This is a genomic window from Streptomyces sp. NPDC005202 (assembly GCF_040608235.1).
GTDB lineage: Bacteria > Actinomycetota > Actinomycetes > Streptomycetales > Streptomycetaceae > Streptomyces.
The window spans coordinates 1-23,056 of sequence record NZ_JBEXHW010000004.1; the positions used below are offsets into that span (position 1 = coordinate 1).

At 69.8% G+C, this 23,056-nt stretch carries 26 protein-coding genes and 2 pseudogenes; 19 read left to right on the top strand and 9 right to left on the bottom strand.

Annotation, left to right across the window (positions count from 1 at the left end):
• Positions 1–323 precede the first annotated feature (323 nt).
• Positions 324–743, bottom strand: coding sequence for an arsenate reductase ArsC (locus ABZV31_RS08910; RefSeq protein ID WP_355890137.1), 420 nt, complete (start codon positions 741–743; stop codon positions 324–326).
• A gap of 122 nt (positions 744–865) precedes the next feature.
• Between ABZV31_RS08910 and ABZV31_RS08915 the strand changes: the two genes are divergently transcribed.
• Together ABZV31_RS08915 and ABZV31_RS08920 are read left to right on the top strand one after the other, a co-directional pair.
• Positions 866–1,180, top strand: coding sequence for a metalloregulator ArsR/SmtB family transcription factor (locus tag ABZV31_RS08915; RefSeq protein WP_355890140.1), 315 nt, complete (start codon positions 866–868; stop codon positions 1,178–1,180).
• A gap of 47 nt (positions 1,181–1,227) precedes the next feature.
• Positions 1,228–2,028, top strand: coding sequence for an MIP/aquaporin family protein (locus ABZV31_RS08920; RefSeq protein ID WP_355891180.1), 801 nt, complete (start codon positions 1,228–1,230; stop codon positions 2,026–2,028).
• A 227-nt stretch (positions 2,029–2,255) separates the two neighbouring features.
• Here the strand turns inward: ABZV31_RS08920 and ABZV31_RS08925 are convergent, their stop codons facing one another.
• Entirely contained in the window at positions 2,256–2,771 is a 516-nt protein-coding gene (locus ABZV31_RS08925; protein WP_355890143.1) for an N-acetyltransferase family protein, read from the bottom strand.
• 41 nt (positions 2,772–2,812) lie between these two features.
• The gene (locus tag ABZV31_RS08930) at positions 2,813–3,190 is read right to left on the bottom strand and encodes a metalloregulator ArsR/SmtB family transcription factor (RefSeq protein ID WP_355890145.1); all 378 of its coding nucleotides are present in this window, start codon (positions 3,188–3,190) and stop codon (positions 2,813–2,815) included.
• A 226-nt stretch (positions 3,191–3,416) separates the two neighbouring features.
• On the opposite strand from ABZV31_RS08930, the pseudogene ABZV31_RS08935 reads away from it, so the two are divergent.
• From ABZV31_RS08935 to ABZV31_RS08945, 3 genes and pseudogenes are all read left to right on the top strand, one after another.
• A pseudogene (locus ABZV31_RS08935) lies at positions 3,417–3,587 on the top strand (FAD-dependent oxidoreductase); the annotation flags it as partial.
• Between the two features lie 208 nt (positions 3,588–3,795).
• On the top strand, positions 3,796–4,254 hold the full coding sequence (locus tag ABZV31_RS08940) for an ArsI/CadI family heavy metal resistance metalloenzyme (protein WP_355890148.1): 459 nt from the start codon (positions 3,796–3,798) through the stop codon (positions 4,252–4,254).
• A 256-nt stretch (positions 4,255–4,510) separates the two neighbouring features.
• Complete coding sequence (locus ABZV31_RS08945; RefSeq protein WP_355890151.1) at positions 4,511–4,822, top strand: DUF6087 family protein; 312 nt, start codon at positions 4,511–4,513, stop codon at positions 4,820–4,822.
• A 154-nt stretch (positions 4,823–4,976) separates the two neighbouring features.
• Here the strand turns inward: ABZV31_RS08945 and ABZV31_RS08950 are convergent, their stop codons facing one another.
• Positions 4,977–5,603, bottom strand: a complete 627-nt coding sequence (locus tag ABZV31_RS08950; RefSeq protein WP_355890154.1) for a hypothetical protein — start codon at positions 5,601–5,603, stop codon at positions 4,977–4,979.
• Between the two features lie 428 nt (positions 5,604–6,031).
• Here ABZV31_RS08950 and hemL point away from each other — a divergent pair, with 428 nt between their 5' ends.
• From hemL to ABZV31_RS08995, 9 genes and pseudogenes are all read left to right on the top strand, one after another.
• Complete coding sequence (gene hemL, locus ABZV31_RS08955) at positions 6,032–7,351, top strand: glutamate-1-semialdehyde 2,1-aminomutase (RefSeq protein ID WP_355890157.1); 1,320 nt, start codon at positions 6,032–6,034, stop codon at positions 7,349–7,351.
• 44 nt (positions 7,352–7,395) lie between these two features.
• Entirely contained in the window at positions 7,396–8,088 is a 693-nt protein-coding gene (locus ABZV31_RS08960) for a histidine phosphatase family protein (RefSeq protein WP_355891183.1), read from the top strand.
• Between the two features lie 238 nt (positions 8,089–8,326).
• Positions 8,327–9,607, top strand: coding sequence for a polysaccharide deacetylase family protein (locus ABZV31_RS08965; RefSeq protein WP_355890160.1), 1,281 nt, complete (start codon positions 8,327–8,329; stop codon positions 9,605–9,607).
• 67 nt (positions 9,608–9,674) lie between these two features.
• A complete protein-coding gene (locus tag ABZV31_RS08970) occupies positions 9,675–10,340 on the top strand; it encodes a TlpA disulfide reductase family protein (RefSeq protein ID WP_355890163.1) in 666 nt (221 codons plus the stop codon).
• A gap of 1 nt (position 10,341) precedes the next feature.
• Positions 10,342–11,115: a cytochrome c biogenesis protein CcdA gene (locus tag ABZV31_RS08975; protein WP_355890166.1), complete on the top strand. Its 774-nt coding sequence runs from the start codon at positions 10,342–10,344 to the stop codon at positions 11,113–11,115.
• A gap of 3 nt (positions 11,116–11,118) precedes the next feature.
• Complete coding sequence (locus tag ABZV31_RS08980; protein ID WP_355890169.1) at positions 11,119–12,921, top strand: cytochrome c biogenesis protein ResB; 1,803 nt, start codon at positions 11,119–11,121, stop codon at positions 12,919–12,921.
• Positions 12,918–14,018 (top strand): c-type cytochrome biogenesis protein CcsB, encoded by a 1,101-nt coding sequence (gene ccsB, locus ABZV31_RS08985; RefSeq protein ID WP_355890172.1) that lies wholly within the window; start codon positions 12,918–12,920, stop codon positions 14,016–14,018. The genes ABZV31_RS08980 and ccsB overlap by 4 nt, the downstream gene beginning before the upstream one ends.
• 79 nt (positions 14,019–14,097) lie before the next feature.
• Positions 14,098–14,211, top strand: a pseudogene (locus ABZV31_RS08990) (RNA polymerase subunit sigma-70); the annotation flags it as partial.
• 113 nt (positions 14,212–14,324) lie between these two features.
• Entirely contained in the window at positions 14,325–14,729 is a 405-nt protein-coding gene (locus tag ABZV31_RS08995; protein WP_355890175.1) for an SRPBCC domain-containing protein, read from the top strand.
• 3 nt (positions 14,730–14,732) lie between these two features.
• Here the strand turns inward: ABZV31_RS08995 and ABZV31_RS09000 are convergent, their stop codons facing one another.
• Both ABZV31_RS09000 and ABZV31_RS09005 read right to left on the bottom strand, forming a co-directional pair.
• The gene (locus tag ABZV31_RS09000; protein ID WP_355890178.1) at positions 14,733–15,710 is read right to left on the bottom strand and encodes a 2-oxoglutarate and iron-dependent oxygenase domain-containing protein; all 978 of its coding nucleotides are present in this window, start codon (positions 15,708–15,710) and stop codon (positions 14,733–14,735) included.
• On the bottom strand, positions 15,703–16,152 hold the full coding sequence (locus tag ABZV31_RS09005) for a nucleoside deaminase (protein ID WP_355890180.1): 450 nt from the start codon (positions 16,150–16,152) through the stop codon (positions 15,703–15,705). The genes ABZV31_RS09000 and ABZV31_RS09005 overlap by 8 nt, the downstream gene beginning before the upstream one ends.
• Before the next feature lie 140 nt (positions 16,153–16,292).
• Between ABZV31_RS09005 and ABZV31_RS09010 the strand changes: the two genes are divergently transcribed.
• Complete coding sequence (locus tag ABZV31_RS09010) at positions 16,293–17,060, top strand: CDP-alcohol phosphatidyltransferase family protein (protein ID WP_355890183.1); 768 nt, start codon at positions 16,293–16,295, stop codon at positions 17,058–17,060.
• On the opposite strand, the gene ABZV31_RS09015 is transcribed toward ABZV31_RS09010, so the two are convergent.
• Entirely contained in the window at positions 16,999–17,838 is an 840-nt protein-coding gene (locus ABZV31_RS09015; protein WP_355890186.1) for a MerR family transcriptional regulator, read from the bottom strand. The two genes, ABZV31_RS09010 and ABZV31_RS09015, sit on opposite strands and share 62 nt — an antisense overlap.
• Positions 17,839–18,108: 270 nt before the next feature.
• On the opposite strand from ABZV31_RS09015, the gene ABZV31_RS09020 reads away from it, so the two are divergent.
• Positions 18,109–18,525, top strand: coding sequence for a hypothetical protein (locus ABZV31_RS09020; protein WP_355890188.1), 417 nt, complete (start codon positions 18,109–18,111; stop codon positions 18,523–18,525).
• A gap of 137 nt (positions 18,526–18,662) precedes the next feature.
• On the opposite strand, the gene ABZV31_RS09025 is transcribed toward ABZV31_RS09020, so the two are convergent.
• Positions 18,663–19,394, bottom strand: a complete 732-nt coding sequence (locus ABZV31_RS09025; RefSeq protein WP_355890191.1) for a LysR family transcriptional regulator — start codon at positions 19,392–19,394, stop codon at positions 18,663–18,665.
• Positions 19,395–19,396: 2 nt separating this feature from the next.
• Positions 19,397–19,789, bottom strand: a complete 393-nt coding sequence (locus ABZV31_RS09030; protein ID WP_355890193.1) for a PLD nuclease N-terminal domain-containing protein — start codon at positions 19,787–19,789, stop codon at positions 19,397–19,399.
• A gap of 87 nt (positions 19,790–19,876) precedes the next feature.
• Between ABZV31_RS09030 and ABZV31_RS09035 the strand changes: the two genes are divergently transcribed.
• The 3 genes from ABZV31_RS09035 to ABZV31_RS09045 are packed head-to-tail and all read left to right on the top strand — an operon-like array spanning position 19,877 to position 22,952.
• Complete coding sequence (locus ABZV31_RS09035; RefSeq protein WP_355890196.1) at positions 19,877–21,334, top strand: menaquinone biosynthesis decarboxylase; 1,458 nt, start codon at positions 19,877–19,879, stop codon at positions 21,332–21,334.
• A complete protein-coding gene (gene mqnP, locus ABZV31_RS09040) occupies positions 21,331–22,233 on the top strand; it encodes a menaquinone biosynthesis prenyltransferase MqnP (RefSeq protein ID WP_355890199.1) in 903 nt (300 codons plus the stop codon). The genes ABZV31_RS09035 and mqnP overlap by 4 nt, the downstream gene beginning before the upstream one ends.
• A 47-nt stretch (positions 22,234–22,280) precedes the next feature.
• On the top strand, positions 22,281–22,952 hold the full coding sequence (locus ABZV31_RS09045) for a UbiX family flavin prenyltransferase (protein WP_355890202.1): 672 nt from the start codon (positions 22,281–22,283) through the stop codon (positions 22,950–22,952).
• Positions 22,953–23,056: the final 104 nt, after the last annotated feature.

Here is a 23,056-nt window from a genome sequence, read left to right on the forward strand (position 1 = left end):
CCGCAAGACCCTCGGCTGGCGAACTCCCACCGAGGCTTTCAACGAGCATCTATGCTCACTGACAGGCAGTGTTGCGACGACTCCTTGAACCCGCCCTGTACGCAAGGATCGGAGTGGGATTCGGCGTCAGGGAGTGTGACGGCGTGCTCGGGGTTCTGCGCAGCGTGAGTGAACCCACCTGATTCAACCGCCAGTTGGGCGCCGCCGAAGACGAGCGGCTCGAGGTCCGGCTTTCGGCGCGGGCGGTGTGGAGGGCGTCGGCGCACCCGGCGGGACCGGAGTCGATGGCGACGACCTCGCGTGTGGCGGAGTGGGAAGCGGGGTCACGCCTCCGGCTTGTCGTCGATCTCGGCGATCAGCTTCTCGATGCGGGTCCTGATCTCGTCGCGGATCGGGCGGACGGCCTCGACACCCTTGCCGGCCGGGTCCTCCAGCTGCCAGTCGAGGTACTTCCTGCCCGGGAAGACGGGGCACGCGTCGCCGCAGCCCATGGTGATGACGTAGTCGGACGCCTGGACCGCCTCGGTGGTCAGGACCTTGGGCCTCTGGTCGGCGATGTCGATGCCGACCTCCTTCATCGCCTCGACCGCGGCCGGGTTGACTTGTTCGGCGGGCAGCGACCCGGCGGAGCGGACCTCGATCCGGTCGCCCGCGAGGTGGCTGAGGAATCCGGCGGCCATCTGCGAGCGCCCGGCGTTGTGGACGCAGACGAACAGCACGGAGGCGAGCGGGCTGGAGGGCATCGGTTCTTCCTTCGTGAAGGGGGACCCCCTTCGGGTTGTGGGCCCAACGGCTCGTTGGGGTGCGGGTCCCAAAGATCAGCCCAGGCTGGTATCAGCCTGGAATGATGTGAGAGTATCAGTCCATGCTGACGTCAGTCGACACTGATCTGATCCGGGTTCTGGCGGACCCGCTCAGGCTCCGGATCGTGACCCTGCTCGCCCAAGAGACGCTCTGCACCACGCACCTGATCGAGGAGACGGGTGCCAAGCAGACCAACCTCTCCAACCACCTGAAGGTGCTGCGCGAAGCGGGCGTGGTGGAGACCGAGCCGTGCGGCCGGTTCACCTACTACCGGCTCAAGCCCGACGTCGTCGCCTCCCTCGCGGGCCAGTTCGCCGAGCTGGCGGAGACCGCGCGCGCCACCGCCGAGAACAACGTCAAGCGGTCCTGCCCCTGATCCCCATCGCCCGACGCGACTGCACCGAGGAGTGTTCGTTGACCGCTATGCACGAGGCGGCACAGTCCGCCCTGGCCGCCGCCGAGCCCAAACCCGCTCCCGGGGCGACCCCACCTCGTACGCCGCTGGTCGCCCGCGCCGCCGCCGAGTTCGTCGGCACCGCGGCTCTGGTGGCCGTCGTGGTGGGATCCGGCATTCAGGCCACCGAACTGACTCAGGACATCGGCCTGCAGCTGCTGGCCAACTCCCTGGCCACCGTCTTCGGCCTCGGTGTCCTGATCACCCTGCTCGGCCCGGTCTCCGGCGCGCACTTCAACCCCGCCGTCACGCTCGCCGAGTGGTGGACCGCCCGCCGCGGCGGCGCCGGTGTCACCCTGAGCGAGGCGACCGTGTACGTCCCTGCGCAGATCGTCGGCGCGATCGCGGGCGCGGTGCTGGCCGATGCGATGTTCGGCGAGCCGCTGGTGAAGTGGTCCACCCACGACCGCTCGGCCGGGCACCTGCTGCTCGGCGAGGTCGTCGCGACGGCCGGTCTGATTCTGCTGATCTTCGGCCTGGCCCGCACCGACCGGCTGCGCTTCGCTCCCATCGCGGTGGCCTCCTACATCGGCGCCGCGTACTGGTTCACCTCCTCCACGTCCTTCGCCAACCCCGCGGTGACGATCGGCCGTGCCTTCACCGACACCTTCGCGGGCATCGCGCCCGGCTCGGTCCCGGCGTTCATCGGCATGCAGATCGTCGGTGCCGTGGTCGGGCTGGCGCTGGTGGCGCTCATCTTCCTGCCGGGCCGAGCAGTCGAAGAGCAGCCGGCCGCTTGTGGAGCTGCCCAGCGAGGGTGCCGAGCATGAGCCGTCGGCGGACGGCGGGGGTCGTGGTCACGGCCGGCAGTCTTCAGCACGTCGCGTGTGCCGGGCACTGGAGGAAGGCACGATTCTCCCGCCGCCGTTACGCCGTTCCGGCCGCAACAAGGCCGCTGATCTCGCGCACGGTCTCGCGGGCGGGGCGGCCGGCGCCGATGAGGGCGGCGGAGGTGCGGATCCGGTGGCCGGTACAGCTCGGTGAGCCGAAATTGCCGTCAGTTGATGTCGGGGCTGCGCCGTTCGACGAGGGCGACGTCGCGCCAGCGGCCGTGGTGGCGGCCGATGCGCTCGCGGTCGCCGATGATGCGGAACCCGGCCCGTTGGTGCAGGGCGAGGCTGGCGGTGTTCTCCGGGAAGATCCCGGACTGGATGGTCCAGATCCCGGCCGCCTCGGTGGACTCGATGAGCGCCTTGAGCAGCGCGGAGGCCACCCCCCGGCCCCGGGCGCCGGGGTGGACGTACACGGAGTGCTCCACGACTCCCGCGTAGGCGCAGCGGTCGGAGACCTTGGTGGCGGCGACCCAGCCGAGCACCGATCCGTCCGCGTCGAGGGCGGCGAAGCGGTGCTCGGGCAGCTTCGCGGCGTCGAACGCCTGCCAGGTCGGCGCTGTCGTCTCGAAGGTGGCGTTGCCTTCATCGATGCCTGCCTGGTAGATCGCCAGGACCTCGTCGGCGTGCTCGGCGGTCATTGGCGCGATGGTCACGCTCGACGCGGTGATCGGGCCGGACATGGTGGCGTACCCCCTGGTTCCTGGTCGGTTCCTGGTCGTGGTCAGGCCGCGGCCGGCGCTATGGTCAGCAGCTTGGCCATCGCGGCCAGCACGGCCGGATCGACGCGGTAGTAGACCCAGGTGCCGCGCCGCTCGGAGGTCAGCAGACCGGCCTCCTTGAGCTTCTTCAGGTGGTGGGAGACGGTCGGCTGGGAGACGCCGACGTCGGAGATGTCGCACACGCACGCCTCGCCGCCCTCGTGCGAGGCCACCGCGGAGAACAGCCGCAGCCGTACCGGATCGCCCAGCGCCTTGAACATCCGCGCGGCCGTCTCGGCCTCCTCGGCGGTGAACGGACGCTCGGTGAGCGGCGGGCAGCACGGCGCTGCAGCCTGACCGCCGGCGGGTTCCAGCAGTGGCAGCACCTTCGTATTCGACATGCGTCTATGTTGACATACGTCGATCCAGTAGGGCGAGGGTCGACCGGCTCAGGTTTGGGAGAGGTGGGCGGCGATGCGCCGCGCGGACCGGACGGCGTCGCGGGCCACTCCGCGCAGGGAGTTCGACGAATGTCTATTCGGTGAACGTCTATGTTGACGGTTATCGAATCAGGTGTCATGCTGGCCGCGCAAGCCATCGACGAACGTCGAAGCAAAGGGGAACTTCGTGAACGCGCCCGACACCGGCCGGCTGCCCGTCGTCGTCATCGGCGCCGGCCCGATCGGGCTGGCCGCCGCCGCTCACCTCGTCGAGCGCGGCCTCGAACCGCTGGTCCTGGAAGCCGGACCGTCCGCCGGTACCGCCGTACGCGACTGGGCGCACGTCCGGCTGTTCTCCGGGGAGGCCGCCGAGCGTGTAGAGCTGACCCTGCCGGAAACCGGCGTGTGCGGCGGCGCGGGCCTGTTCGACGAGCCCGACACCGCCCAGGGCAGCACAGGCGGCGGCTGCTGCGGTGCCCCGGCCACCCTGCAGATCGGAATCGGCGCCCCGGCGCCCTCCGGCGGCTGCTGACCGTCAACCCGTCCCTTTCAGCAGGAGGTACGCCATGGCCCGCGTACAACTCGCTCTCCGCGTCCCGGACCTCAACGCGTCCATCGCCTTCTACAGCAAGCTGTTCGACACCGAACCCGCCAAACTCCGCGACGGCTACGCCAACTTCGCCATCGCCGAACCCCCGCTCAAGCTCGTCCTGATCGAAGGCACCGCAGGCGAGGCAACCCGCATGGACCACCTCGGTGTCGAGGTCGAGACGTCCGAGGCCGTCCACGCCGCCACCACGCGCCTGAGCGAGGCGGGCCTGGCCACGACGGAGGAGAACAACACCACCTGTTGCTACGCCCTCCAGGACAAGGTCTGGGTCCACGGCCCCGGCCAGGAACCGTGGGAGGTGTACGTCGTCAGGGCGGACGCCGACACCCTGGCCAAGCAGCCGGGCAGCACCTGCTGTACCAGCCCGGCCGATGCCGACGCGAAGGAACCGGCCGCAGGGGGCGGCTGCTGCTGATCCGCCCATGACCAGCCTCCACACCAGCGAGGCCGTGACCGGAACGGGGGACCGGTCACGGCCTCGTGCCTCCCTGTCCGGGTACGGCTGGACACCGCCTACGGACGCAGTAACCCGCAACGATGGGCCCTCCGTCCTCGGCCAGGCGGCCGCCGGCCGTACGGGCTGAGCCATCAGGTGGGCGACGAGCTGCGCCCCACCTCAGTGGCCACTACCCTCCTGACCACAACCACCACCGATGTAAGGACCCGCCGGGATGGACGATGAACCGCTGTCGGAGTGGGCCGAACGCCGCGACGCGAAGATCGGCCGCCTCCGCGCCGTCCCGGTCGTCTCCGGCAACGGCCCCAAAGGCTCACATCTCAACCCGGAAGCACCACGCGCCATCGAACGCTGGAACGGTCACACCTGGGAACCCCACGGCTTCGCCGCCAACCTGGCCGAGGCAAAACGCATCCTGTACCCCGAGGCCAACGAGCCACCGACCCCCGGCCCAGTGCCGAAGCCGCTCGGCCCCGGCACCGGAAGGCACCGCAAGCCCCGGACGCCCGGAGCGGATCAGCGCTGACTGTGGAAGTGCCCGGCTTTCGGTCAGCTGTCGTCCCTTGCCGGAACTGCACCACGAGCGAGACCCGCATCCGCAAGGCGCTCGACGACGCCTTCACCGGCCCATGACGAGGGCGGGGCCCGAAAACCCCGCCCAATCCGCAAGAAACCCCAGGTCAGGGCCACACCAGGCAATACGGCTGATGCCCCGCCTCATGCAACCGATGGCTGAAGTCCTGCCACTCGTGCAGCAGCTGGTACACGTTGAACGCGTCCCGCGGGCCACCCCGGTCCGGGACCGTCGACCAGATGAAGGCTGCTGCGCCGACCGCTTCCTCGCCGATGTCGCGGAGGGGGTCGACGACGGTCATGGGGAGCTTCACGACCGCGTAGTCGGGGTGCAGGACGACGAGCTCCAGGGGCGGCACCTTGTGCAGGGGCACGCCCTCGATGCCGGTCAGCACCATCGCGGCCATCGTCTCCGGCTTGATCTTGGTGAACATGCCGTTCATGCCGAGTTCGTCGCCGCCGAGTTCCTCGGGGCGCATCGAGATCGGGACGCGGGCCGCGGTCGCGCCGTCCGGCGCGCCGAAGTATTTGTACGTCACCCCCACCCGACCACCATTCCTGCTCCCCGCCCGGAGTCGGTCGACCCGTCGGTCGAGACGCTCGGACTCACTCGGTACACCGTGTGCCTGACGTGCTTCGGTCGTTTCCTCCGCGTCGCGCCGGTGCCTTCCCCGCCGGGCACGTCGAGGACCCAGGTCATCAGTCCCCTCGCCCAGTCCGCCACCGCGATGCATATCTCCACCCGACTGCTGTTCTAGGACGCGTGGCCCCCGCCGCGCAACCCGATCATCGTGTCAGTGACCTCCCCCACGGCCGCCCGCCGAAACGTGCGGTGGAACATCCGTCCGCAGGATCTTCGCGGCCCTCGACACGACCTTTCGCCATGTCTATACGTACGCGGAGTCCAGTTTCGCAGATGGGCGGGGACAAAGCCGCTCGTTGCGCGGGTCCGTGGCCGAGTGGTCATGGATCTTCACCGCCCGTCACTGATCTCCGCGGGCCGTCATGACTCTCCGAGGGGTGCCAGCCGTGGTGGCTCTCCGCGGGCCGTCGCCACGGCGCTGCACCGCCCGACCGCCGCCCCCGGTCCGCCGCTCCCGCTGGCCTACCCTGAGGAGGTCACTGCCCACCGGATTCCGAGAAGTCGGAGAAGTCGCAGGTCATGAGCGAACTGCCATATCCATACGAAGCCCCCGTCTCGCAGGCGCTGTTCGACCGTGCGGCGGCCGTCACGCCCGGCGGCGTGAACTCGCCGGTGCGTGCCTTCCGTGCCGTGGGCGGCACACCCCGGTTCATGGTGTCCGGCAGCGGTCCGTACCTGAAGGACGCCGACGGGCGGGAGTACGTCGACCTCGTGTGTTCCTGGGGCCCCATGATCCTCGGGCACGCGCACCCCGAGGTGATCGCCGCCGTGCAGGAGGCGGTCGCGCACGGTACGTCCTTCGGTACGCCCGGCGAGGGCGAGGTCGCGCTCGCCGAGGAGATGGTGAACCGGGTCGAGCCCCTGGAGCAGGTCCGGCTCGTCTCCAGCGGGACCGAGGCCACCATGTCCGCGATCCGGCTGGCGCGCGGGTACACCGGCCGCACCAAGGTGATCAAGTTCGCCGGGTGTTACCACGGGCACGTCGACGCCCTGCTCGCCGCGGCCGGCTCGGGCGTGGCCACCTTCGCGCTGCCCGACACCCCGGGCGTGACCGGCGCCCAGGCCGGCGACACGATCGTCCTGCCGTACAACGACCTCGACGCGGTGCGTGCCGCCTTCGCCGCCCATCCCGGCGAGATCGCCTGCGTGATCACCGAGGCCTCGCCCGGCAACATGGGCGTGGTGCCGCCGCTGCCCGGCTTCAACCAGGGGCTGAAGAACGCCTGTGCCGAGAACGGCGCCCTGTACATCTCCGACGAGGTCATGACCGGCTTCCGCACCAGCCGCGCCGGCTGGTACGGCGTCGACGGGGTCAGGCCCGACCTGATGACCTTCGGCAAGGTGATGGGCGGCGGCTTCCCGGCCGCGGCCTTCGGCGGGCGCGCCGACGTCATGGCGCACCTCGCGCCGGCCGGTCCCGTCTACCAGGCCGGCACCCTCTCCGGGAACCCGGTCGCCACGGCCGCCGGGCTCGCCCAGCTGCGCCTCCTCGACGATGCCGCGTACGACAAGGTCAACGCCGTGTCGCAGCAGATCCAGGTACTGGTCTCCGAGGCCCTCACCAAGGAGGGCGTCGCGCACACGCTGCAGAACGCCTCCAACATGTTCTCGGTGTTCTTCACCGACCGCCCGGTGCGCAACTACGACGACGCCAAGGCGCAGGAGTCGTACCGCTTCACCGCCTTCTTCCACGCGATGCTGGCGAACGGCGTCTACCTGCCGCCGTCGTCCTTCGAGTCCTGGTTCGTCTCCACCGCGCACGACGAGCAGGCCCTCCAGCGGATCGCCGACGCTCTTCCGGCGGCGGCCCGGGCGGCGGCGGAGGCGACGGCGGCATGAGCGACTCCTCCGTGAACAACCCCGTGGACAACTCCGTGAACTCCATGGACAACTCCGTGAACGACAAGGACATCACCGTCGTCCACCTCGTGCGGCACGGCGAGGTCGCCAACCCGGACGGCATCCTCTACGGCCGTCTGCCGGGCTACCACCTCTCCGAGCTCGGCCGGCAGATGGCCGAGCGGGTCGCCGAGCACCTCGCCCCCCGTGACATCACCTACGTCGCCGCCTCCCCGCTGGAGCGGGCGCAGGAGACGGCGACGCCGATCGCCAAGGCGCACGGGCTGGACCTCGCCACCGACGAGCGGCTGATCGAGGCCGAGAACATCTTCCAGGGCAAGACGTTCGGTGTCGGGGACGGCGCGCTGCGCAAGCCCGCCAACTGGAAGTACCTCGTGAACCCGTTCAGGCCGTCGTGGGGCGAGCCGTATGTCGACCAGGTCGTGCGCATGATGGGCGCGCTCAACGCGGCGAAGGACCGGGCGCGCGGCCACGAAGCCGTGCTCGTCAGCCACCAGTTGCCGATCTGGATCGTGCGTTCCTACGTCGAGCGGCGGCGGCTGTGGCACGACCCGCGCAAGCGGCAGTGCACGCTCGCGTCGCTGACGACGTTCACGTACCAGGGCGACCGGATCGTCTCCGTCGGCTACACCGAGCCGGCCCGCGACCTGGTCCCGGCCCATCTCCTCGCGGGCGCCAAGCCGGTGAAGGGGAAGGGCAAGGCGTTCGGCGCGTAGCGACGCGTAAGTCGTGCGTAGAGACGCGTAAGTCATGCGCCCAGATACGCGTAAGTCATGCGCCCAGATACGCGTAAGTCATGCGCGCAGATACGCGTAAAGACAGGGCAAGGCCTTCGACACGTAATGGCACGTTCGTAACGTTTGTTGCGAAACGCGTAACGGGCCGCGGAACCTCCGCGTTCGTCACGCCCTCTGAGTGGGTGACCACCAGAGGACGTGACGGATCGGGGATCTCATGCGCACCTTCTCCCGAAGGGGAATACTCGGCCTCGGCGCGGGCACCGCGGCCGCCGTCGGGCTTGCGGGCTGCGGCACCCTCAAGTCTTCGGACGGCCCGACCCACCCCGGCGGTTCCGGAAAAGGGCGTTCGCGCGGTACGGAGCACCCCGCCCGCCCCATCGGGGACGGTTCGACGTCGTTCACGGGCAAGCAGCCGTACCAGCCTGCCAAGCCGGTGCCGCTGGAGCCGGGCCAGACCCCGCCGCAGTTCGTCGTCTTCTCCTGGGACGGGGCCGGCGAGGTCGGCAACGGCCTGTTCCCGCGCTTCCTGGATCTCGCCAAGGAGCACGGCGCGCACATGACCTTCTTCCTCTCGGGGCTGTACCTGCTGCCCGAGTCGAAGAAGCGCCTGTACAACCCGCCGAACAACCCGCGCGGCGCCTCCGACATCGGCTACCTCACCGACGAGCACATCAAGTCCACGCTCGCCAACGTCCGCCGCGCCTGGCTCGAGGGCCACGAGATCGGCACCCACTTCAACGGCCACTTCTGCTCCGGCCACGGCACGGTCGGCAACTGGACTCCCCAGCAGTGGCGCAGTGAGATCGAGCAGGCGAAGTCCTTCGTGAAGCAGTGGCGGACCAACACCGGCTGGACCGACCTGCCGTCGCTGCCCTTCGACTACGACAAGGAGCTCGTCGGCGGCCGCACCCCCTGCCTGCTCGGTCAGAACAACCTGCTGCCCGCCGCCCGCGAGCTCGGCTGGCGCTACGACGCCTCCTCGCCCGGCGGCCGCCAGGTGTGGCCCCAGAAGAAGCAGGGGATCTGGGACCTGCCGCTGCAGCAGATACCTTTCCCCGGACGCAGTTTCGAGGTCCTTTCGATGGACTACAACATGCTCGCCAACCAGTCGGTGAACTCCACCAAGGCCCCGGCCTACAACTACCCGGGCTGGCGCCGGCAGGCCGCCCAGGCCTACATCCAGGGCTTCAAGCGGGCATACGAGACAAACAGGGCACCCTTCTTCATAGGCAACCACTTCGAGCAGTGGAACGGCGGCATCTACATGGACGCCGTCGAGGAGGCCTTCAAGTACATCGCGCGGGAGAAGGAGAAGGGTGCGGACGTGCGCCTGGTCTCCTTCCGGCAGTTCGTCGACTGGATCGACGTGCAGAAGCCGCAAGTGCTCGCCAAGCTGCGCACTCTCGAGGTCGGACAGCAGCCTGCGGGTGGCTGGAAGGAGTTCCTCAAGGATGCCGGCGCCCAGAGTGCGAAGGGCTCGCAGAGCGCAGCCTGAAATGCGGTTTTCCGACCGCGAGGGGGGGTGCGCAAGATCCCCAGAACGGGCATGCGAAACTTTTCACATGAGTGCCGCCAGCCGCGCCCCCCAGTGCTCGAACGGGTCGAACCGCACGACCCCTGCGCACCGCACGCGCACGCCCCGCGCCCGTAGCCGCGCCGCCCTGCTCGCCGCCGGGACCGCCGTCGCGGCACTCGCCCTGTCCGCGTGCGGCTCAGGAGGCACATCCGGCGGAGGGGGCAACACCAACTTCATCATGGGCAAGGACGGCATCGCCACCGTCGGCAAGGGGAAGCGGGCCGCCGCCCCCGACCTGTCCGGCAAGACCGTCGACGGCAAGCAGTTGGACGTCGCCGACTACAAGGGCAAGGTCGTCGTCCTCAACGTGTGGGGCTCCTGGTGCCCGCCATGCCGCGCCGAGGCCCCGGGGTTCGAGAGGGTCTACCAGAGTCTCAAGGGTCAGGGCGTGCAGTTCGTCGGGATCAACACCCGCGACAGCAACACCGCTCCCGCGATCGCCTTCGAGAAGCAGCAGGGCGTCACCTACCCCAGCCTGTTCGACCCGACGGGCAAGCTGATGCTCCGCTTCAAGAAGGGCACACTCAACCCGCAGACCATCCCCTCCACTCTTGTCCTCGACCGGGACGGGAAGATCGCCGCCCGCTCGCTGTCCCCGCTCAGCGAGGAGAAGCTGCGCAAGATGATCGCTCCAGTCCTCACGGAGAAGTGACGTGACCGGAGTGTCCACGCTCGCCGCGGTCGCCGATCCGAACCAGACGGTCCTCAACGGGGCCCTGCTGCTCGCCCTTCCGGTGGCCGTACTCGGCGGTCTCGTCTCGTTCTTCTCCCCGTGCGTCCTGCCGCTGGTCCCCGGATACCTTTCGTATGTGACCGGGGTCACCGGCACCGACCTGGCGGAGGCGCGGCGCGGGCGGATGGTGACCGGCGCCTCCCTGTTCGTGCTCGGCTTCACCGTCGTGTTCGTCTCCGGTGGGGCGCTGTTCGGGTACTTCGGGCAGACGCTGCAGGAGCACAAGGACACCCTGTCCAAGGTGCTGGGCGTGCTCATGATCCTCATGGGCGTCTTTTTCATGGGCCTGATGCCCTGGCTCACCCAGCGCGAGTTCCGCTTCCACAAGCGGCCGGCCACCGGCCTGGTCGGCGCCCCCGTTCTCGGCGCGCTGTTCGGTATCGGTTGGACGCCGTGCATCGGCCCGACCCTTTCCTCCGTGCTGGCTCTGTCCTCCAGCCAGGCGAGCGCGGGCCGCGGGGCCATACTGACGGTTGCCTACTGCCTCGGCCTCGGCGTGCCGTTCGTGCTCGCCGCGGTCGCCTTCCGCAAGGCCCTCGGCGCGTTCGGCTGGGTCAAGCGCCACTATGTCTGGGTGATGCGCATCGGCGGCACCATGATGATCGTGACCGGTGTGCTGCTGCTGACCGGCGCCTGGGACCACCTGGTGCAGGAGATGCAGACCTGGTCCGACGGCTTCACTGTGGGGATCTGATCGATGAGCAAGACCACGACCACCGACGAGACCCCGGCCACTCCGTCCCCAGGTGAGGACCAGGACCTGGGGGCCGCCGGCTCCCAGCTGTCCACCGCTCCCGTCGAGACGGCCGTCCCCGGCTCGTTCGGCGGCAACCGCGCTCCCGGCCTCAAGGGCTGGCTCGCCTGGACCGGTCGCGAGACCATCGGCTGGGCCCGCTGGTTCTGGCGCCAGCTGACCTCCATGCGAGTCGCGCTGCTGCTGCTGTTCCTGCTCTCCCTCGGCGCCGTGCCCGGCTCGCTGATCCCGCAGACCGGCACCGACGCGCTGAAGGTCCAGGAGTTCAAGGACTCCCACAAGACGCTGGGGCCGATCTACGACAAGCTCGGCTTGTTCCACGTCTACAGCTCGGTGTGGTTCTCCGCGATCTACATCCTGCTGTTCGTCTCCCTCATCGGCTGCATCGTCCCGCGCACCTGGCAGTTCGTCGGCCAGCTGCGCAGCCGCCCGCCGGGCGCCCCCAAGCGGCTGACCCGGCTGCCCGCGTACGCGTCCTGGCGCACCGCGGCCTCCCCCGAGGAGGTCCGCGCGACCGCGCTGAAGGTCCTCAAGCAGCGCCGCTTCCGGGCTCATGTCGCCGGTGACGCCGTCGCCGCCGAGAAGGGCTACCTGCGGGAGGCCGGCAACCTCGTCTTCCACCTCGCGCTGATCGTGATGCTGGTCGCCTTCGCCTGGGGCCAGCTGTACAAGACCGAGGGAAACAAGCTGGTCGTCGAGGGCGACGGCTTCTCCAACACGCTCATCTCCTATGACGACTTCAAGTCCGGCAACCTCTTCGACGCCGACCAACTGGAACCGTTCAGTTTCGACCTGAAGAAGTTCACCGCCACCTACGAGCGGACCGGCCCGAACAAGGGCACCCCGCGCACCTTCCAGGCGGACATCACCTACAGCGTGGGCGCCTATGGCAAGGAGAAGAAGACCACCGTCAAGGTCAACGAGCCGCTGAAGATCGGCGACGCGAAGGTCTACCTCGTCAGCCACGGCTACGCCCCCACGGTCACCGTCCGGGACGGCAGGGGCAACGTCGTCTTCCACCAGGCCGTGCCGCTGCTGCCCATCGACTCCAACGTCACCTCGCAGGGCGCCATCAAGGTCCTGGACGGCTACAGGAACGCCCAGGGCAAGTCCGAGCAGCTCGGCTTCGCCGCGTTCTTCGTGCCGACCTTCGCCGGAGCCGGCAAGGGCACGATGTTCTCCCAGTTCCCGGCGCTGGACTACCCGGTGCTCGCGCTGAGCGCGTACCACGGCGATCTGGGCGTCGACGCGGGCATCCCGCAGAACGTCTACCAGCTGGACACCCAGAACCGGAACCTGAAGCAGTTCAAGGACGCCAAGGGCCAGATCCTCAAGGCCCGCCTGCTGCCCGGCGAGACCATGAAGCTGCCGGGCGGCGCCGGCTCGATCACCTTCGACAAGGACATCAAGGAGTGGGCAGGCTTCCAGATCGTCCAGCAGCCCGGCACCGGCTGGGCGCTGACCGGCGCGATCGCCGCGATCTTCGGCCTGGCCGCATCCCTGTTCATCCAGCGCCGCCGCATCTGGGTGCGGGCCGTCCAGGGCGCCGACGGCGTGACGGTCGTCGAGATGGCGGGCCTGGGCCGCAGCGAGTCCGCGAAGCTCCCCGAGGAACTCGGCGCCCTGGCCGCGCTGGTGCACGACGCGGCGCCCACCAAGACCGACGAGACTGTTCCCGACGCCGACCCTGAAAAGGAAACGGGCGCCGACACCCCCGTACCCGCTGAAGGGGCTGAGAAGAAGTGACTCTCGCCGCCGCAACCGAGCTCGCCACGGCGACCAACGAACACCTCGCGAACATCAGCAACACGCTGATCTACTCCGCGATGGCCGTCTACACCCTGGCCTTCTTCGCGTACATCGCCGAATGGCTCTTCGGCAGCCGCAGCAAGGTCGCCCGCACGGCCGCCGCGCTCACCGCGCAGGCCGACGCGACCGCGAAGACGCCGGCCGTCACGGTGAAGACGGCGGGGGGTACCGCCGTCCTGGAGCGGCCCAAGGTCGTCGTACGGTCCGCGGCGGGCGCCCGTGACGTGCCCGACGGGCCCGGCGCGCACGGCGGCGACGAGCAGGGCGACCTGTACGGCCGGATCGCCGTGTCCCTCACCGTGCTCGCGTTCCTCGTCGAGCTGGGCGGCGTCTTCGCCCGCGCGGCCTCCGTGGAGCGGGCGCCGTGGGGCAACATGTACGAGTTCAACATCACGTTCTCCACGGTCGCCGTGGGCGTGTACGTCACGCTGCTCGCGCTGAAGAAGAACGTGCGCTGGCTCGGCCTCTTCCTCACCACCACGGTCCTGCTCGACCTCGGCCTGGCGGTCACCGTCCTGTACACGGCCAGCGACCAGCTCGTCCCCGCTCTGCACTCGTACTGGCTGTACATCCACGTCTCCACCGCGATCGTCTGTGGCGCGGTCTTCTACGTCGGCGCGGTCGGCACGCTGCTGTACCTGTTCAAGGACTCCTACGAGAACAAGCTCGCCGGCGGCGGACAGCCCGGCCGCTTCGCCACCTCCGTCCTGGAGCGGCTGCCCGCCTCGGCGTCCCTCGACAAGTTCGCCTACCGCGTGAACGCCGCCGTGTTCCCGCTCTGGACGTTCACGATCATCGCGGGCGCCATCTGGGCCGAGTCGGCCTGGGGCCGCTACTGGGGCTGGGACCCCAAGGAGACCTGGGCGTTCATCACCTGGGTCGCCTACGCCTGCTACCTGCACGCGCGCTCCACGGTCGGCTGGAAGGGCCGCAAGGCGGCCTACATCGCGCTCGTCGCCTTCGGCTGCTGGCTGTTCAACTACTACGGCGTGAACATCTTCGTGGGCGGCAAGCACTCCTACGCGGGCGTGTAAGTCCCGTGCGGCGAAGGCCGGTTCCTGTGATGCAGGTCACGGGAACCGGCCTTCGTCGTACGACAGGCTGACGGGGGAGCTGACGGGGGAGTGGACGACCGCCGAGGAGGTCGTCTCGCTGACCTTCCTCGACGCCTGGCGGCTGCACCGGAAGGTCGACGAGGAGGGCGGCTCGCTCAGGCCCTGGCTGCTCCGTTCTCCGCCGCGCCGTCGTCGCCGCGCCGTCGTCGCCGTGCCGTCGTCGACAGGGCCGGAGAGCGCCCGTAACCACGTGCGGAACCCTGCGCCACGGGTCAGGCTGGTGTCATGACCGGATCCATCGAACAGGGCACCAGCCAGACCCACGGGAACACGCACATCCTCCACTTCCTGGTGCGGCTTCCCCAGCCCATGGAGAAGGTCTGGCCGGCGCTGGCCACCCCGGAAGGGCTCGCGGGCTGGTTCACCGCCGCCGACGAACTGGAGCCCCGGCTCGGCGGCGCGGTCACCCTGCGCGACCTCGGCAGCGGCCGGATCACCGCATGGGACGTGGACCGGGTCGCCGAGTACACCCTGGAGGGCGCCGGCCGCATCCGCTTCCACCTGGAGCGCGACGGCGAGGAGGGCTGCACGCTCCGCTTCACCCGCGAGTTCCAGGGCGAGGAGGAGTCGGAGCCCGACTGGCGGGCCCTATTCGAACATATGATCGAGCAGCTGGGCGACGGGAGGTAGCCCTCACCCGACGGTGATCGAGTCCAGCTTCTGCCGCAGGTACACGTGCGAGTCGACCGGCTCGTAGGCCACCCGCCCCACCGGCGCCGGCACCGACTCCACGAGTGTGCCCGGGGTGCACTCCCCGAAGTACACCAGCGACATCAGCTCCTCGGCCGGCGCGTCCGCGGGCGGCGGCAGCACCCGGTGCCGTCCCGACCGCCAGCGGTCGCCGGTCCACCGGGCCATCAGGTCACCGATGTTGACGGTGAACGCCTCCGGGTCGTACGGGGCGTCCTCCCACCCGACGCCTCCGTCCGCGGGGTCCGTGTACACCTGCAGCCCGCCCTTCCCGGCCTGCCGGTCCAGGATCGTCACCGTCCCGAAGTCGGTGTGCGGCCCGATCCGGAACTGCCCCGGCGCCGGCTCGCCGATCACCTCGGTCCCCGGGTACCAGTTGATGTTGAAGCCGTACGTCGGGTGCTCCATGTGCCGCGTGAAGAAGTCGGGTTGGAGCCCGAGGGCGGCGCCCAGCAGGGACAGCAGCCGGTTCTCCAGCTCGGCCATTCGCCCCAGGTACGCCTGGCACAGCGGCTTCAGCTCGGGCACCTCCGCGGGCCACACGTTCGGCGCGTACCACTCCGCGTCGACGGCCGCATCGTCGAACGGCTCCTGCGTCGCGAACGTCAGCGACTCCTTCAGGTCCGGAGGCGTCTTCGTCCCCTCCGCATACCCGTTGGCCTCCGCCCCCGGCCCGAGCCACCCCCGCCCGCCGACCTTCGCCTCGTACCGCTCCTTGGCCGACACCGGCAGCGTGAAGAACGCACGCGCGACCTCCCGGATCCGGGACCGCAGCCCCGCCTCCACACCGTGCCCGGTGACCAGCAGGAACCCGGCTCTCTGCAGGGCCTCGTCGACGGTACGGGCGATCTCCCGGCGTAGCTCGGTGTCGCCGGAGAGCCAGGGGCGCAGGTCGACGGTCGGGATACGCGGTTCACGCACCGATGTCCTCCTTCCACAGGTCGGGATGGTTCTCGACGAAGTCCCGCATCAGCTCGACGCATTGCGGGTCGTCCAGGAGGACGATCTCCACGCCGTGCTCCGCCAGCCAGTCGTGGCCGCCGTGGAAGGTGGTCGCCTCGCCGACGACCACCCGGGAGATGCCGAACTGGCGGACCAGGCCGCTGCAGTACCAGCACGGCGAGAGGGTGGTCACCATCGTCGTACCACGGTACGAACGCTGTCGTCCCGCCGCGCGGAACGCGGCCGTCTCCGCGTGCAGGGACGGGTCGTCGTCCTGGACGCGGCGGTTGTGCCCGCGGCCGAGGAGGGCGCCGTCGGCTCCGTAGAGTGCGGCCCCGACGGGGATGCCGCCCTCGGCGAGCCCGGCGCGGGCCTCGGCCACGGCGGTGGCCAGCCATGCGCGTGCCTGTGCCCGATCCATGCCCTCACTCTGCTTCCGTCCACGGACCGGGGCAACGCTCGTGGCCGGTGGCCTGAGAAAATCCCGCGGAACCCACTCGGTACCCTGGCCCGATCATCGCCGCACGTGCGGCAGTTGGGTCCCGGGTGGGAGGAACGGTCATGGGTGCTGCTCCGGTGCTGGAGGAGCTTCGGGAGGTCTGTCAGCCGCAGGCGAAGCTGGCGAGCCGCAACGGCGAGCACTGGGCGGGCCGGCTGTACATGCGGAAGATCTCCCTGCGGGTGACCCGGCAGCTGGTGCGCACCCCGGTCACCCCGGACCAGCTGACCTGGACCATGGTGGTGTGCGGGGTCGCCGCCGGGGCCGCGCTGCTGATCCCGGGGCTGACGGGTGCCGTCCTGGCCGCGGTTCTCTTCCAGCTCTTCCTCCTCTTCGACTGCGTGGACGGCGAGGTCGCCCGCTGGAAGGGCCAGAACAGTGCCGCGGGCATCTACGTCGACCGGCTCGGCGCCTACCTGGCGGACGCGGCGCTGATGGCGGGCGCCGGCTTCCGCGCGGCCCAGTCCGGGTTCGGCGGCTGGGTGTCGCTCGGTGTGGCGACCGCGCTCGGGGTCGTCCTGCTGAAGGCCTCGACCGACCTGGTGGACGTGGCCAGGGCCCGGCGCGGGCTGGGTGTCGCCGACGACGAGTCGACCCGGCCGCGCTCGCAAGGTGTGGCCACCGTGCGCCGCCTCGCCGCCGCGTTCAAAATCCACCGCGTGACGAACGGCATCGAGGCGTCCCTCGTGCTGCTGGCGGCGGCGGTCGGGGACACGGTCACCGGGGGCGTCGAGGTGACGCGCTGGGTGCTCGCCGCCCTCGCCGTCATCACGTGGGTGATGGTCCCGGCCCACCTGCTGTCGATCCTGTCGTCGTCCCGGCTGCGCTGAGGCCGGCGGCGCCGGGCGCGTCGAGGCCGTCAAGGCAGTCGCGGCCGTCGCGGCTGTCGCGGACGTCGAGGTGGTCGCAGACCTCCAGGTAGTCGTGGAGCCGCCCCGCGCCCTCCAGCATCGCCCGCGTCCGTGCCGTCAGCGCCCGGCCGCGGGCCTCGATCGCCGCCCGCAGGGCCTCGCTGCTGCCCTCGCGGTGCAGGCCCTGAAGAACCGGGCGGATCTGGTCGAGCAGGTAGTGGCTGCGGCGCAGGGTGTGGATCAGCCGGGCGTCGCGCACGTCCGCCGGGCCGTACGTCCGGTACCGGGTGCCCTTCTCCCGCCGGGGTGCGAGCAGCCCGGCCGCCTCCCACACCCTGAGCGTGGACGTCCGGACGCCGAGCAGCGCGGCCACATCGCCGATGCTCAGGCCGGAGCGGGGCAGCCGCGAGGGCGGCTCACCGGTCAGCATCCCAAGGGCCTCGCTCGTCGCCCGGAGGGCGGTGCGCTCTGCGTGCAGGGCGGCGTGCGCGGCGTCCACGAGGGCGAGCGCGCCCGCGGTGTGCCCGTCGTGCACGGTCCGCATGATCCGCGTGGCCGTCGCCGGCCCGTACCCCTTCGCCAGCGTCCGGTGCGTCAGCAGTGCCCGCCGGTGCACGTCTCGGAAGGTGCGGTAGCCGGACGCCGTGCGCGCGGCCGGAGGCAGGACGCCCGCCTCCTCGTAGTTGCGGATCTGCTGCGTCGAGACCCCGGCCAGCCGGGCGAGGTCGACGGGACGGAGGCGGTCGTCGTTCGTCATCGATGTGAACGTTACGCGCCCACCGCGAGGCGATCCCGCCCAACCGTTCGTCAAAAGTCTCAACCGATACGTGCTGGAGGCGACGGTCGACGAGGCGCTGGGGCCCCGAGGGCGGGGCGGCCGGCGGGACGCTGGTGGCGGAGGGCACGCCGGAGCAGGTGGCGGAGGCGGAGTCCTTCTGTACGGGGGTCTTTCTGCGGGAGTCCGTACGAGAGCGGGCTGATCGCGTACGGTCCGGGGAGGCGGGAGAGGAAGGGGAAGGTGCGGGACATGGACGGGGACGAGGGCAAGGACGGGGCCAGGGACGAGAACCGGGAGGACGAGAACCGGGAGGACGAGAACCGGGAGGACGAGAACCGGGAGGACGAGAACCGGGAGGACGAGAACCGGGAGGACGAGGATGGGCGACTCGGGGTCATGGCCCCGGACATCGTCCGGATCTCGATGACCCTCCTGCGCCGGGTGGTCGGCGCCTACCCCGAGGAACGCATCCCCCAGGAGGCCATGGCCGTCTCCGACGAGGTCCTCGAAAAGTACGGCACGGAGGGCCTGCGCATCCTCGTCATGTGCCTCACCGCCTACGCCGCGGTGGAAATCGAACGCAACGCGCAGATGTCGGGCCGAACCCTGGAGTCCCTCCTGGACGAGATGGACCTGACCCGCTTCGAGATCGACTACGGCGAGTGAGAGACCTCCGTCCCTGTTCCCGTCGGCGACACCGATGACCCCATCGGCAGAACGCCCCGCCAACTGCGTGCGAAGCGTGAACGGCGGCTGCCACGGCAGCCGTACGAGAGAGCCCACCGCGAGTTCCGCGGCGACCGTCACCTCGGGCAGCAGCGAGATCCCGAGGCCGGCCGCCGCCGCGCGCTTGGTGCCTCGATCGTGCCGAACTGCATGAAGTCCACGGGAGAATCCGCAGGGGAAACGGACTTGAGCTCCCGCTCGAACAAGTCCCGGTAGGCGCAGCCCGGTTCGGTGGCCAGCAGGGACTTCCCGACGAGATCGGCCGTGGCGACCGGTTTCCCGGCCGGCGGATGTCCCGGCGACGCCACCAGCGCCAGCGGCTCCACCGCCAGCACCTCGCTCTCCAGCCCGGTGTGCTCGGTCTCCTCCTCCATCAGGAAACCGACGTCGTACGTCCCCTGCCGCAGCGCCTGCCGGGTCTCGTCGCCGATGGTGGTGCGCAGGGACAGCCGCACCTTGGGATAGCGGTGGTGGAAGAACTCCAGCAGCGGTGGCAGGCGGTAGGACGTCAGCGACTCCATCGTGCCGACGGTCAGCGTGCCGGACGGCTCCTCGGTCCCGGCGACCGCCGTGCGCGCCTCCTCGGTCAGCTCGATGATCTGCCGGGCGTAGGGCAGCAGCCGTTCGCCCGCCTCCGTCAGCCGGATGCGGCTGCCCAGCCGGTCGAACAACTCCGTGTCGAGGGAGGACTCCAGGGCGCGGACCTGGGCGGTGACGCTGGACTGCGCGTACCTCAGTTCGGCCGCGGCCTGAGTGAGGCTCAGAACGGTGGCGACCTTCTCGAAGGTGACGAGCAGCCGGAGCTGCATCGTCAGTCCTTGGCGTCCTCGCCCCGCTCCCGGCGCCGCAGTTCCTCCTCCCGGCGCCGCAGGTCGGCCTCCCAGTCCTTGAGCAGGGCCTCGTCCCTCTTGTTCGCTTCCTTCAGGGACTTGAGGAACTCGGGGTTGTCGTCGGGGGCGACCCAGGTGGTGCTGTGGTTCCGGTGCCACTCCGAGGGTGTCGAACCGTTCGCGGGGGCGTGGCGCACCCTGCCGGCCAGCAGCCAGGCGATCGGGCCCACGAGCACCTCGCCGAAGAGCAGGATGACGAGCACCCAGCCCACCTTCGGCAGTGCGCGGACCTCCTCCTCGGGGGTGTTCAGACAGTCGACGAAGGCGTAGATCCACAGCGCCAGGACCAGCAGGAAGGGCAGATACCTGAGCATGGTCGTGCGATCCCCCATGAGACGGCGACGGGCGTGAGACGGCCCCGGTGACCGGGCCAGAGTAGCGGGTGGCCGATACTGGGACACATGGCTTACGACGATCTTCGCTCCCTGCTCAGGGCGCTGGAGCGCGAGGGCGACCTCAAACGCATCAAGGCCGAGGTCGACCCGTATCTGGAGGTCGGGGAGATCGTCGACCGGGTGCAGAAGTCCGGTGGTCCCGCGCTGCTCTTCGAGAACGTGCGGGGCTCCGCCATGCCGCTCGCCATGAACGTCTTCGGGACCGACCGGCGGCTGCTGAAGGCCCTCGGCCTGAAGTCGTACGGCGAGATCTCCGACAAGATCGCCGGCCTGCTGAAGCCCGAACTGCCGCACGGGTTCGTCGGGGTGCGCGAGGCCTTCGGGAAGCTCGGCGCGATGACGCACGTCCCGCCGAAGAAGGTGAAGTCCGACAACGCGCCCGTGCACGAGGTCGTCCTGCACGGCGACGACGTCGACCTCGACCGGCTCCCGGCACTCTTCACCTGGCCCAAGGACGGCGGATCCTTCTTCAATCTCGGGCTCACGCACACCAAGGACCCCGAGACCGGGATCCGCAACCTCGGGCTGTACCGCCTCCAGCGCCACGACAGGCGCACGATCGGCATGCACTGGCAGATCCACAAGGACAGCCGGAACCACTACCAGGTGGCGGCGAGGAGGGGGGAGCGGCTCCCGGTCGCCGTCGCCTTCGGGTGTCCGCCCGCCGTGACGTACGCCTCCACCGCCCCGCTCCCCGGCGACATCGACGAGTACCTGTTCGCCGGGTTCATCGCCGGCAAGCGGATCGAGATGGTCGACTGCAAGACGGTCCCGCTCCAGGTGCCCGCCAACGCCGAAGTCGTCCTGGAGGGCTGGCTGGAGCCCGGCGAGATGCTGCCCGAGGGGCCGTTCGGCGACCACACCGGCTTCTACACCCCGCAGGAGCCCTTCCCCGCGCTGACGATCGACTGCGTGACGATGCGGAAGCGACCCCTGCTGCAGTCGATCGTCGTAGGCCGCCCTCCGACGGAGGACGGACCCCTCGGCCGTGCAACGGAGCGTTTCTTCCTCCCGCTGCTGAAGATCATCGTGCCGGACATCGTGGACTACCACCTGCCGGAGGCAGGCGGTTTCCACAACTGCGCGATCGTCTCGATCGACAAGAAGTACCCCAAGCACGCCCAGAAGGTGATGCACGCGATCTGGGGGGCACACATGATGTCCCTGACGAAGCTGATCGTGGTCGTCGACGCCGACTGCGACGTCCACGATCTGCACGAGGTCGCCTGGCGGGCCCTGGGCAACACGGACTACGCCCGCGACCTCACGGTCGTCGAAGGTCCCGTCGACCACCTCGACCACGCCTCCTACCAGCAGTTCTGGGGCGGAAAGGCGGGGATCGACGCGACGAAGAAGTGGCCCGAGGAGGGCTACACGCGCGACGGCGGCTGGCCCGACATGGTGGTGTCCGACCCGGAGACGGCGGCCCTGGTGGACCGTCGCTGGAAGGAGTACGGCCTGTGAGTTCCGCTTCCGCCGCGATCCCGCAGCCGGGGCGCACCAAAGCCTTCCTCCGCCTCGTGATGATCGAGCACTCGGTGTTCGCGCTGCCCTTCGCGTACATCGCCTCGCTGACCGCGATGTACCAGTGGGACAAGAACATCCACTGGGGCCGGCTGCTGCTCGTCACGATGGCGATGGTGGGTCTGCGCACGTTCGCGATGGCCGTCAACCGGATCATCGACCGGGAGATCGACGCCCGTAACCCCAGGACGGCGCAGCGCGAGCTCGTGACCGGCGCGATGTCGGTGCGGCATGCCTGGACCGGCGCCCTGATCGCCCTCGTCGTGTTCCTGGCCGCCGCCGCCCTGCTCAACCCGCTGTGCCTGGCGCTGGCCCCCATCGCGGTGATCCCGATGGTGGTCTACCCCTACGGCAAGCGGTTCACGAACTTCCCGCAGGCCATCCTCGGTCTGGCCCAGGCGATGGGCCCGATCGGCGGCTGGCTGGCGATCTCCGGCTCCTGGAACTGGAAGGCGGTGATCCTCGGCCTCGCCGTCGGCATCTGGATCGGCGGCTTCGACCTGATCTACGCCTGCCAGGACGTCGAGACCGACCGCGAGATCGGCGTCATGTCGGTCCCGGCCCGGTTCGGCATCCCGGCCGCGATCTGGGGCGCCCGCGGCTGCCACTTGGTGACCACGGCCCTCTTCGTCTGGTACGCCGTCCTCACCGGCGCCGGCCCGTTCTTCTGGCTGGGTCTGGTGATCGTCGCGGGCGCGTTCGTCTACGAGCACACCATCGTCCGCCCGCACGACCTGTCCCGGCTCAACCGGGCCTTCTTCAGCGTCAACGGTTTCATCGGCATCGCCCTGTTCGTGTGCGCGCTGCTGGATCTGCTGGTGCGCGGGCTGACCGTCTGAAACCCTCACGGTCCGGATTATGAGCGCCGGCGGATAGGCTCGACACCATGAAGCCAGGACAAACGCAGCGCACGCCTTGGATCGTGGGGGTGTCTGGAGCGTCCGGCACGCACTACGCGGCCGCGGTGCTGCGCGCGCTCCTCGACGCGGGGGAGAGCGTCGACCTGGTGGTCAGCCGGGCCTCGCGGCTCACCCTGCTCGACGAGACCGGCATCTCCTTCCGGGACGCCCACTGGCAGGACGACCTGCGGGAATGGCTGTCGATGGGCGCCGACGGCAAGCCCGGGACCTTCGCCGTGGACGTCACGCAGGTACGGCACTGGAGTGCCGGCGACCTGGCGGCCGGGCCGTCCTCGGGGTCGTACCCGGCGAAGGGCATGCTGATCGTGCCCGCCTCGACGGCGTGCGTGGCGGGGGTCGCGCTCGGGCTGTCGAAGGACCTGCTGCAGCGGGCGGCGAGCGTGACCCTCAAGGAGGGCCGGCCGCTGGTCGTGGCCGTGCGGGAGACCCCGCTGAATGGGCAGACGCTGCGGCATCTGGTGGCACTGGACGACGCGGGCGCGACCGTAATGCCCGCCTCGCCGGCGTTCTACGCCGGGGCGACGCACATCCAGCACCTGGTGGACTTCGTCGCCGGGCGGGTTCTCGACGCGGTGGGCGTGACGCACCGGCTCTACCGCCGCTGGGCGGGCGAACTGGGCGGCTCCCGGCCCGCGTGAGCATCAGGCAGTACCAACGGCACTCCACACCACACTTCAGGAACACCACACTTCAGGAACACCACTTCAGTAACTCTGCAGATCTCTCATCGGATCTCTTCAGC

Excerpts from the sequence above, each read along its gene's own strand:
- ABZV31_RS08910 (WP_355890137.1), bottom strand. The coding sequence starts at position 743 with ATGCCCTCCAGCCCGCTCGCCTCCGTGCTGTTCGTCTGCGTCCACAAC.
- ABZV31_RS08915 (WP_355890140.1), top strand. The coding sequence starts at position 866 with ATGCTGACGTCAGTCGACACTGATCTGATCCGGGTTCTGGCGGACCCG.
- ABZV31_RS08920 (WP_355891180.1), top strand. The coding sequence starts at position 1,228 with ATGCACGAGGCGGCACAGTCCGCCCTGGCCGCCGCCGAGCCCAAACCC.
- ABZV31_RS08925 (WP_355890143.1), bottom strand. The coding sequence starts at position 2,771 with ATGTCCGGCCCGATCACCGCGTCGAGCGTGACCATCGCGCCAATGACC.
- ABZV31_RS08930 (WP_355890145.1), bottom strand. The coding sequence starts at position 3,190 with ATGTCGAATACGAAGGTGCTGCCACTGCTGGAACCCGCCGGCGGTCAG.
- ABZV31_RS08940 (WP_355890148.1), top strand. The coding sequence starts at position 3,796 with ATGGCCCGCGTACAACTCGCTCTCCGCGTCCCGGACCTCAACGCGTCC.
- ABZV31_RS08945 (WP_355890151.1), top strand. The coding sequence starts at position 4,511 with ATGGACGATGAACCGCTGTCGGAGTGGGCCGAACGCCGCGACGCGAAG.
- ABZV31_RS08950 (WP_355890154.1), bottom strand. The coding sequence starts at position 5,603 with ATGCATCGCGGTGGCGGACTGGGCGAGGGGACTGATGACCTGGGTCCT.
- hemL (WP_355890157.1), top strand. The coding sequence starts at position 6,032 with ATGAGCGAACTGCCATATCCATACGAAGCCCCCGTCTCGCAGGCGCTG.
- ABZV31_RS08960 (WP_355891183.1), top strand. The coding sequence starts at position 7,396 with ATGGACAACTCCGTGAACGACAAGGACATCACCGTCGTCCACCTCGTG.
- ABZV31_RS08965 (WP_355890160.1), top strand. The coding sequence starts at position 8,327 with ATGCGCACCTTCTCCCGAAGGGGAATACTCGGCCTCGGCGCGGGCACC.
- ABZV31_RS08970 (WP_355890163.1), top strand. The coding sequence starts at position 9,675 with ATGAGTGCCGCCAGCCGCGCCCCCCAGTGCTCGAACGGGTCGAACCGC.
- ABZV31_RS08980 (WP_355890169.1), top strand. The coding sequence starts at position 11,119 with ATGAGCAAGACCACGACCACCGACGAGACCCCGGCCACTCCGTCCCCA.
- ABZV31_RS08995 (WP_355890175.1), top strand. The coding sequence starts at position 14,325 with ATGACCGGATCCATCGAACAGGGCACCAGCCAGACCCACGGGAACACG.
- ABZV31_RS09005 (WP_355890180.1), bottom strand. The coding sequence starts at position 16,152 with ATGGATCGGGCACAGGCACGCGCATGGCTGGCCACCGCCGTGGCCGAG.
- ABZV31_RS09010 (WP_355890183.1), top strand. The coding sequence starts at position 16,293 with ATGGGTGCTGCTCCGGTGCTGGAGGAGCTTCGGGAGGTCTGTCAGCCG.
- ABZV31_RS09015 (WP_355890186.1), bottom strand. The coding sequence starts at position 17,838 with ATGACGAACGACGACCGCCTCCGTCCCGTCGACCTCGCCCGGCTGGCC.
- ABZV31_RS09020 (WP_355890188.1), top strand. The coding sequence starts at position 18,109 with ATGGACGGGGACGAGGGCAAGGACGGGGCCAGGGACGAGAACCGGGAG.
- ABZV31_RS09025 (WP_355890191.1), bottom strand. The coding sequence starts at position 19,394 with ATGCAGCTCCGGCTGCTCGTCACCTTCGAGAAGGTCGCCACCGTTCTG.
- ABZV31_RS09030 (WP_355890193.1), bottom strand. The coding sequence starts at position 19,789 with ATGCTCAGGTATCTGCCCTTCCTGCTGGTCCTGGCGCTGTGGATCTAC.
- ABZV31_RS09035 (WP_355890196.1), top strand. The coding sequence starts at position 19,877 with ATGGCTTACGACGATCTTCGCTCCCTGCTCAGGGCGCTGGAGCGCGAG.
- ABZV31_RS09045 (WP_355890202.1), top strand. The coding sequence starts at position 22,281 with ATGAAGCCAGGACAAACGCAGCGCACGCCTTGGATCGTGGGGGTGTCT.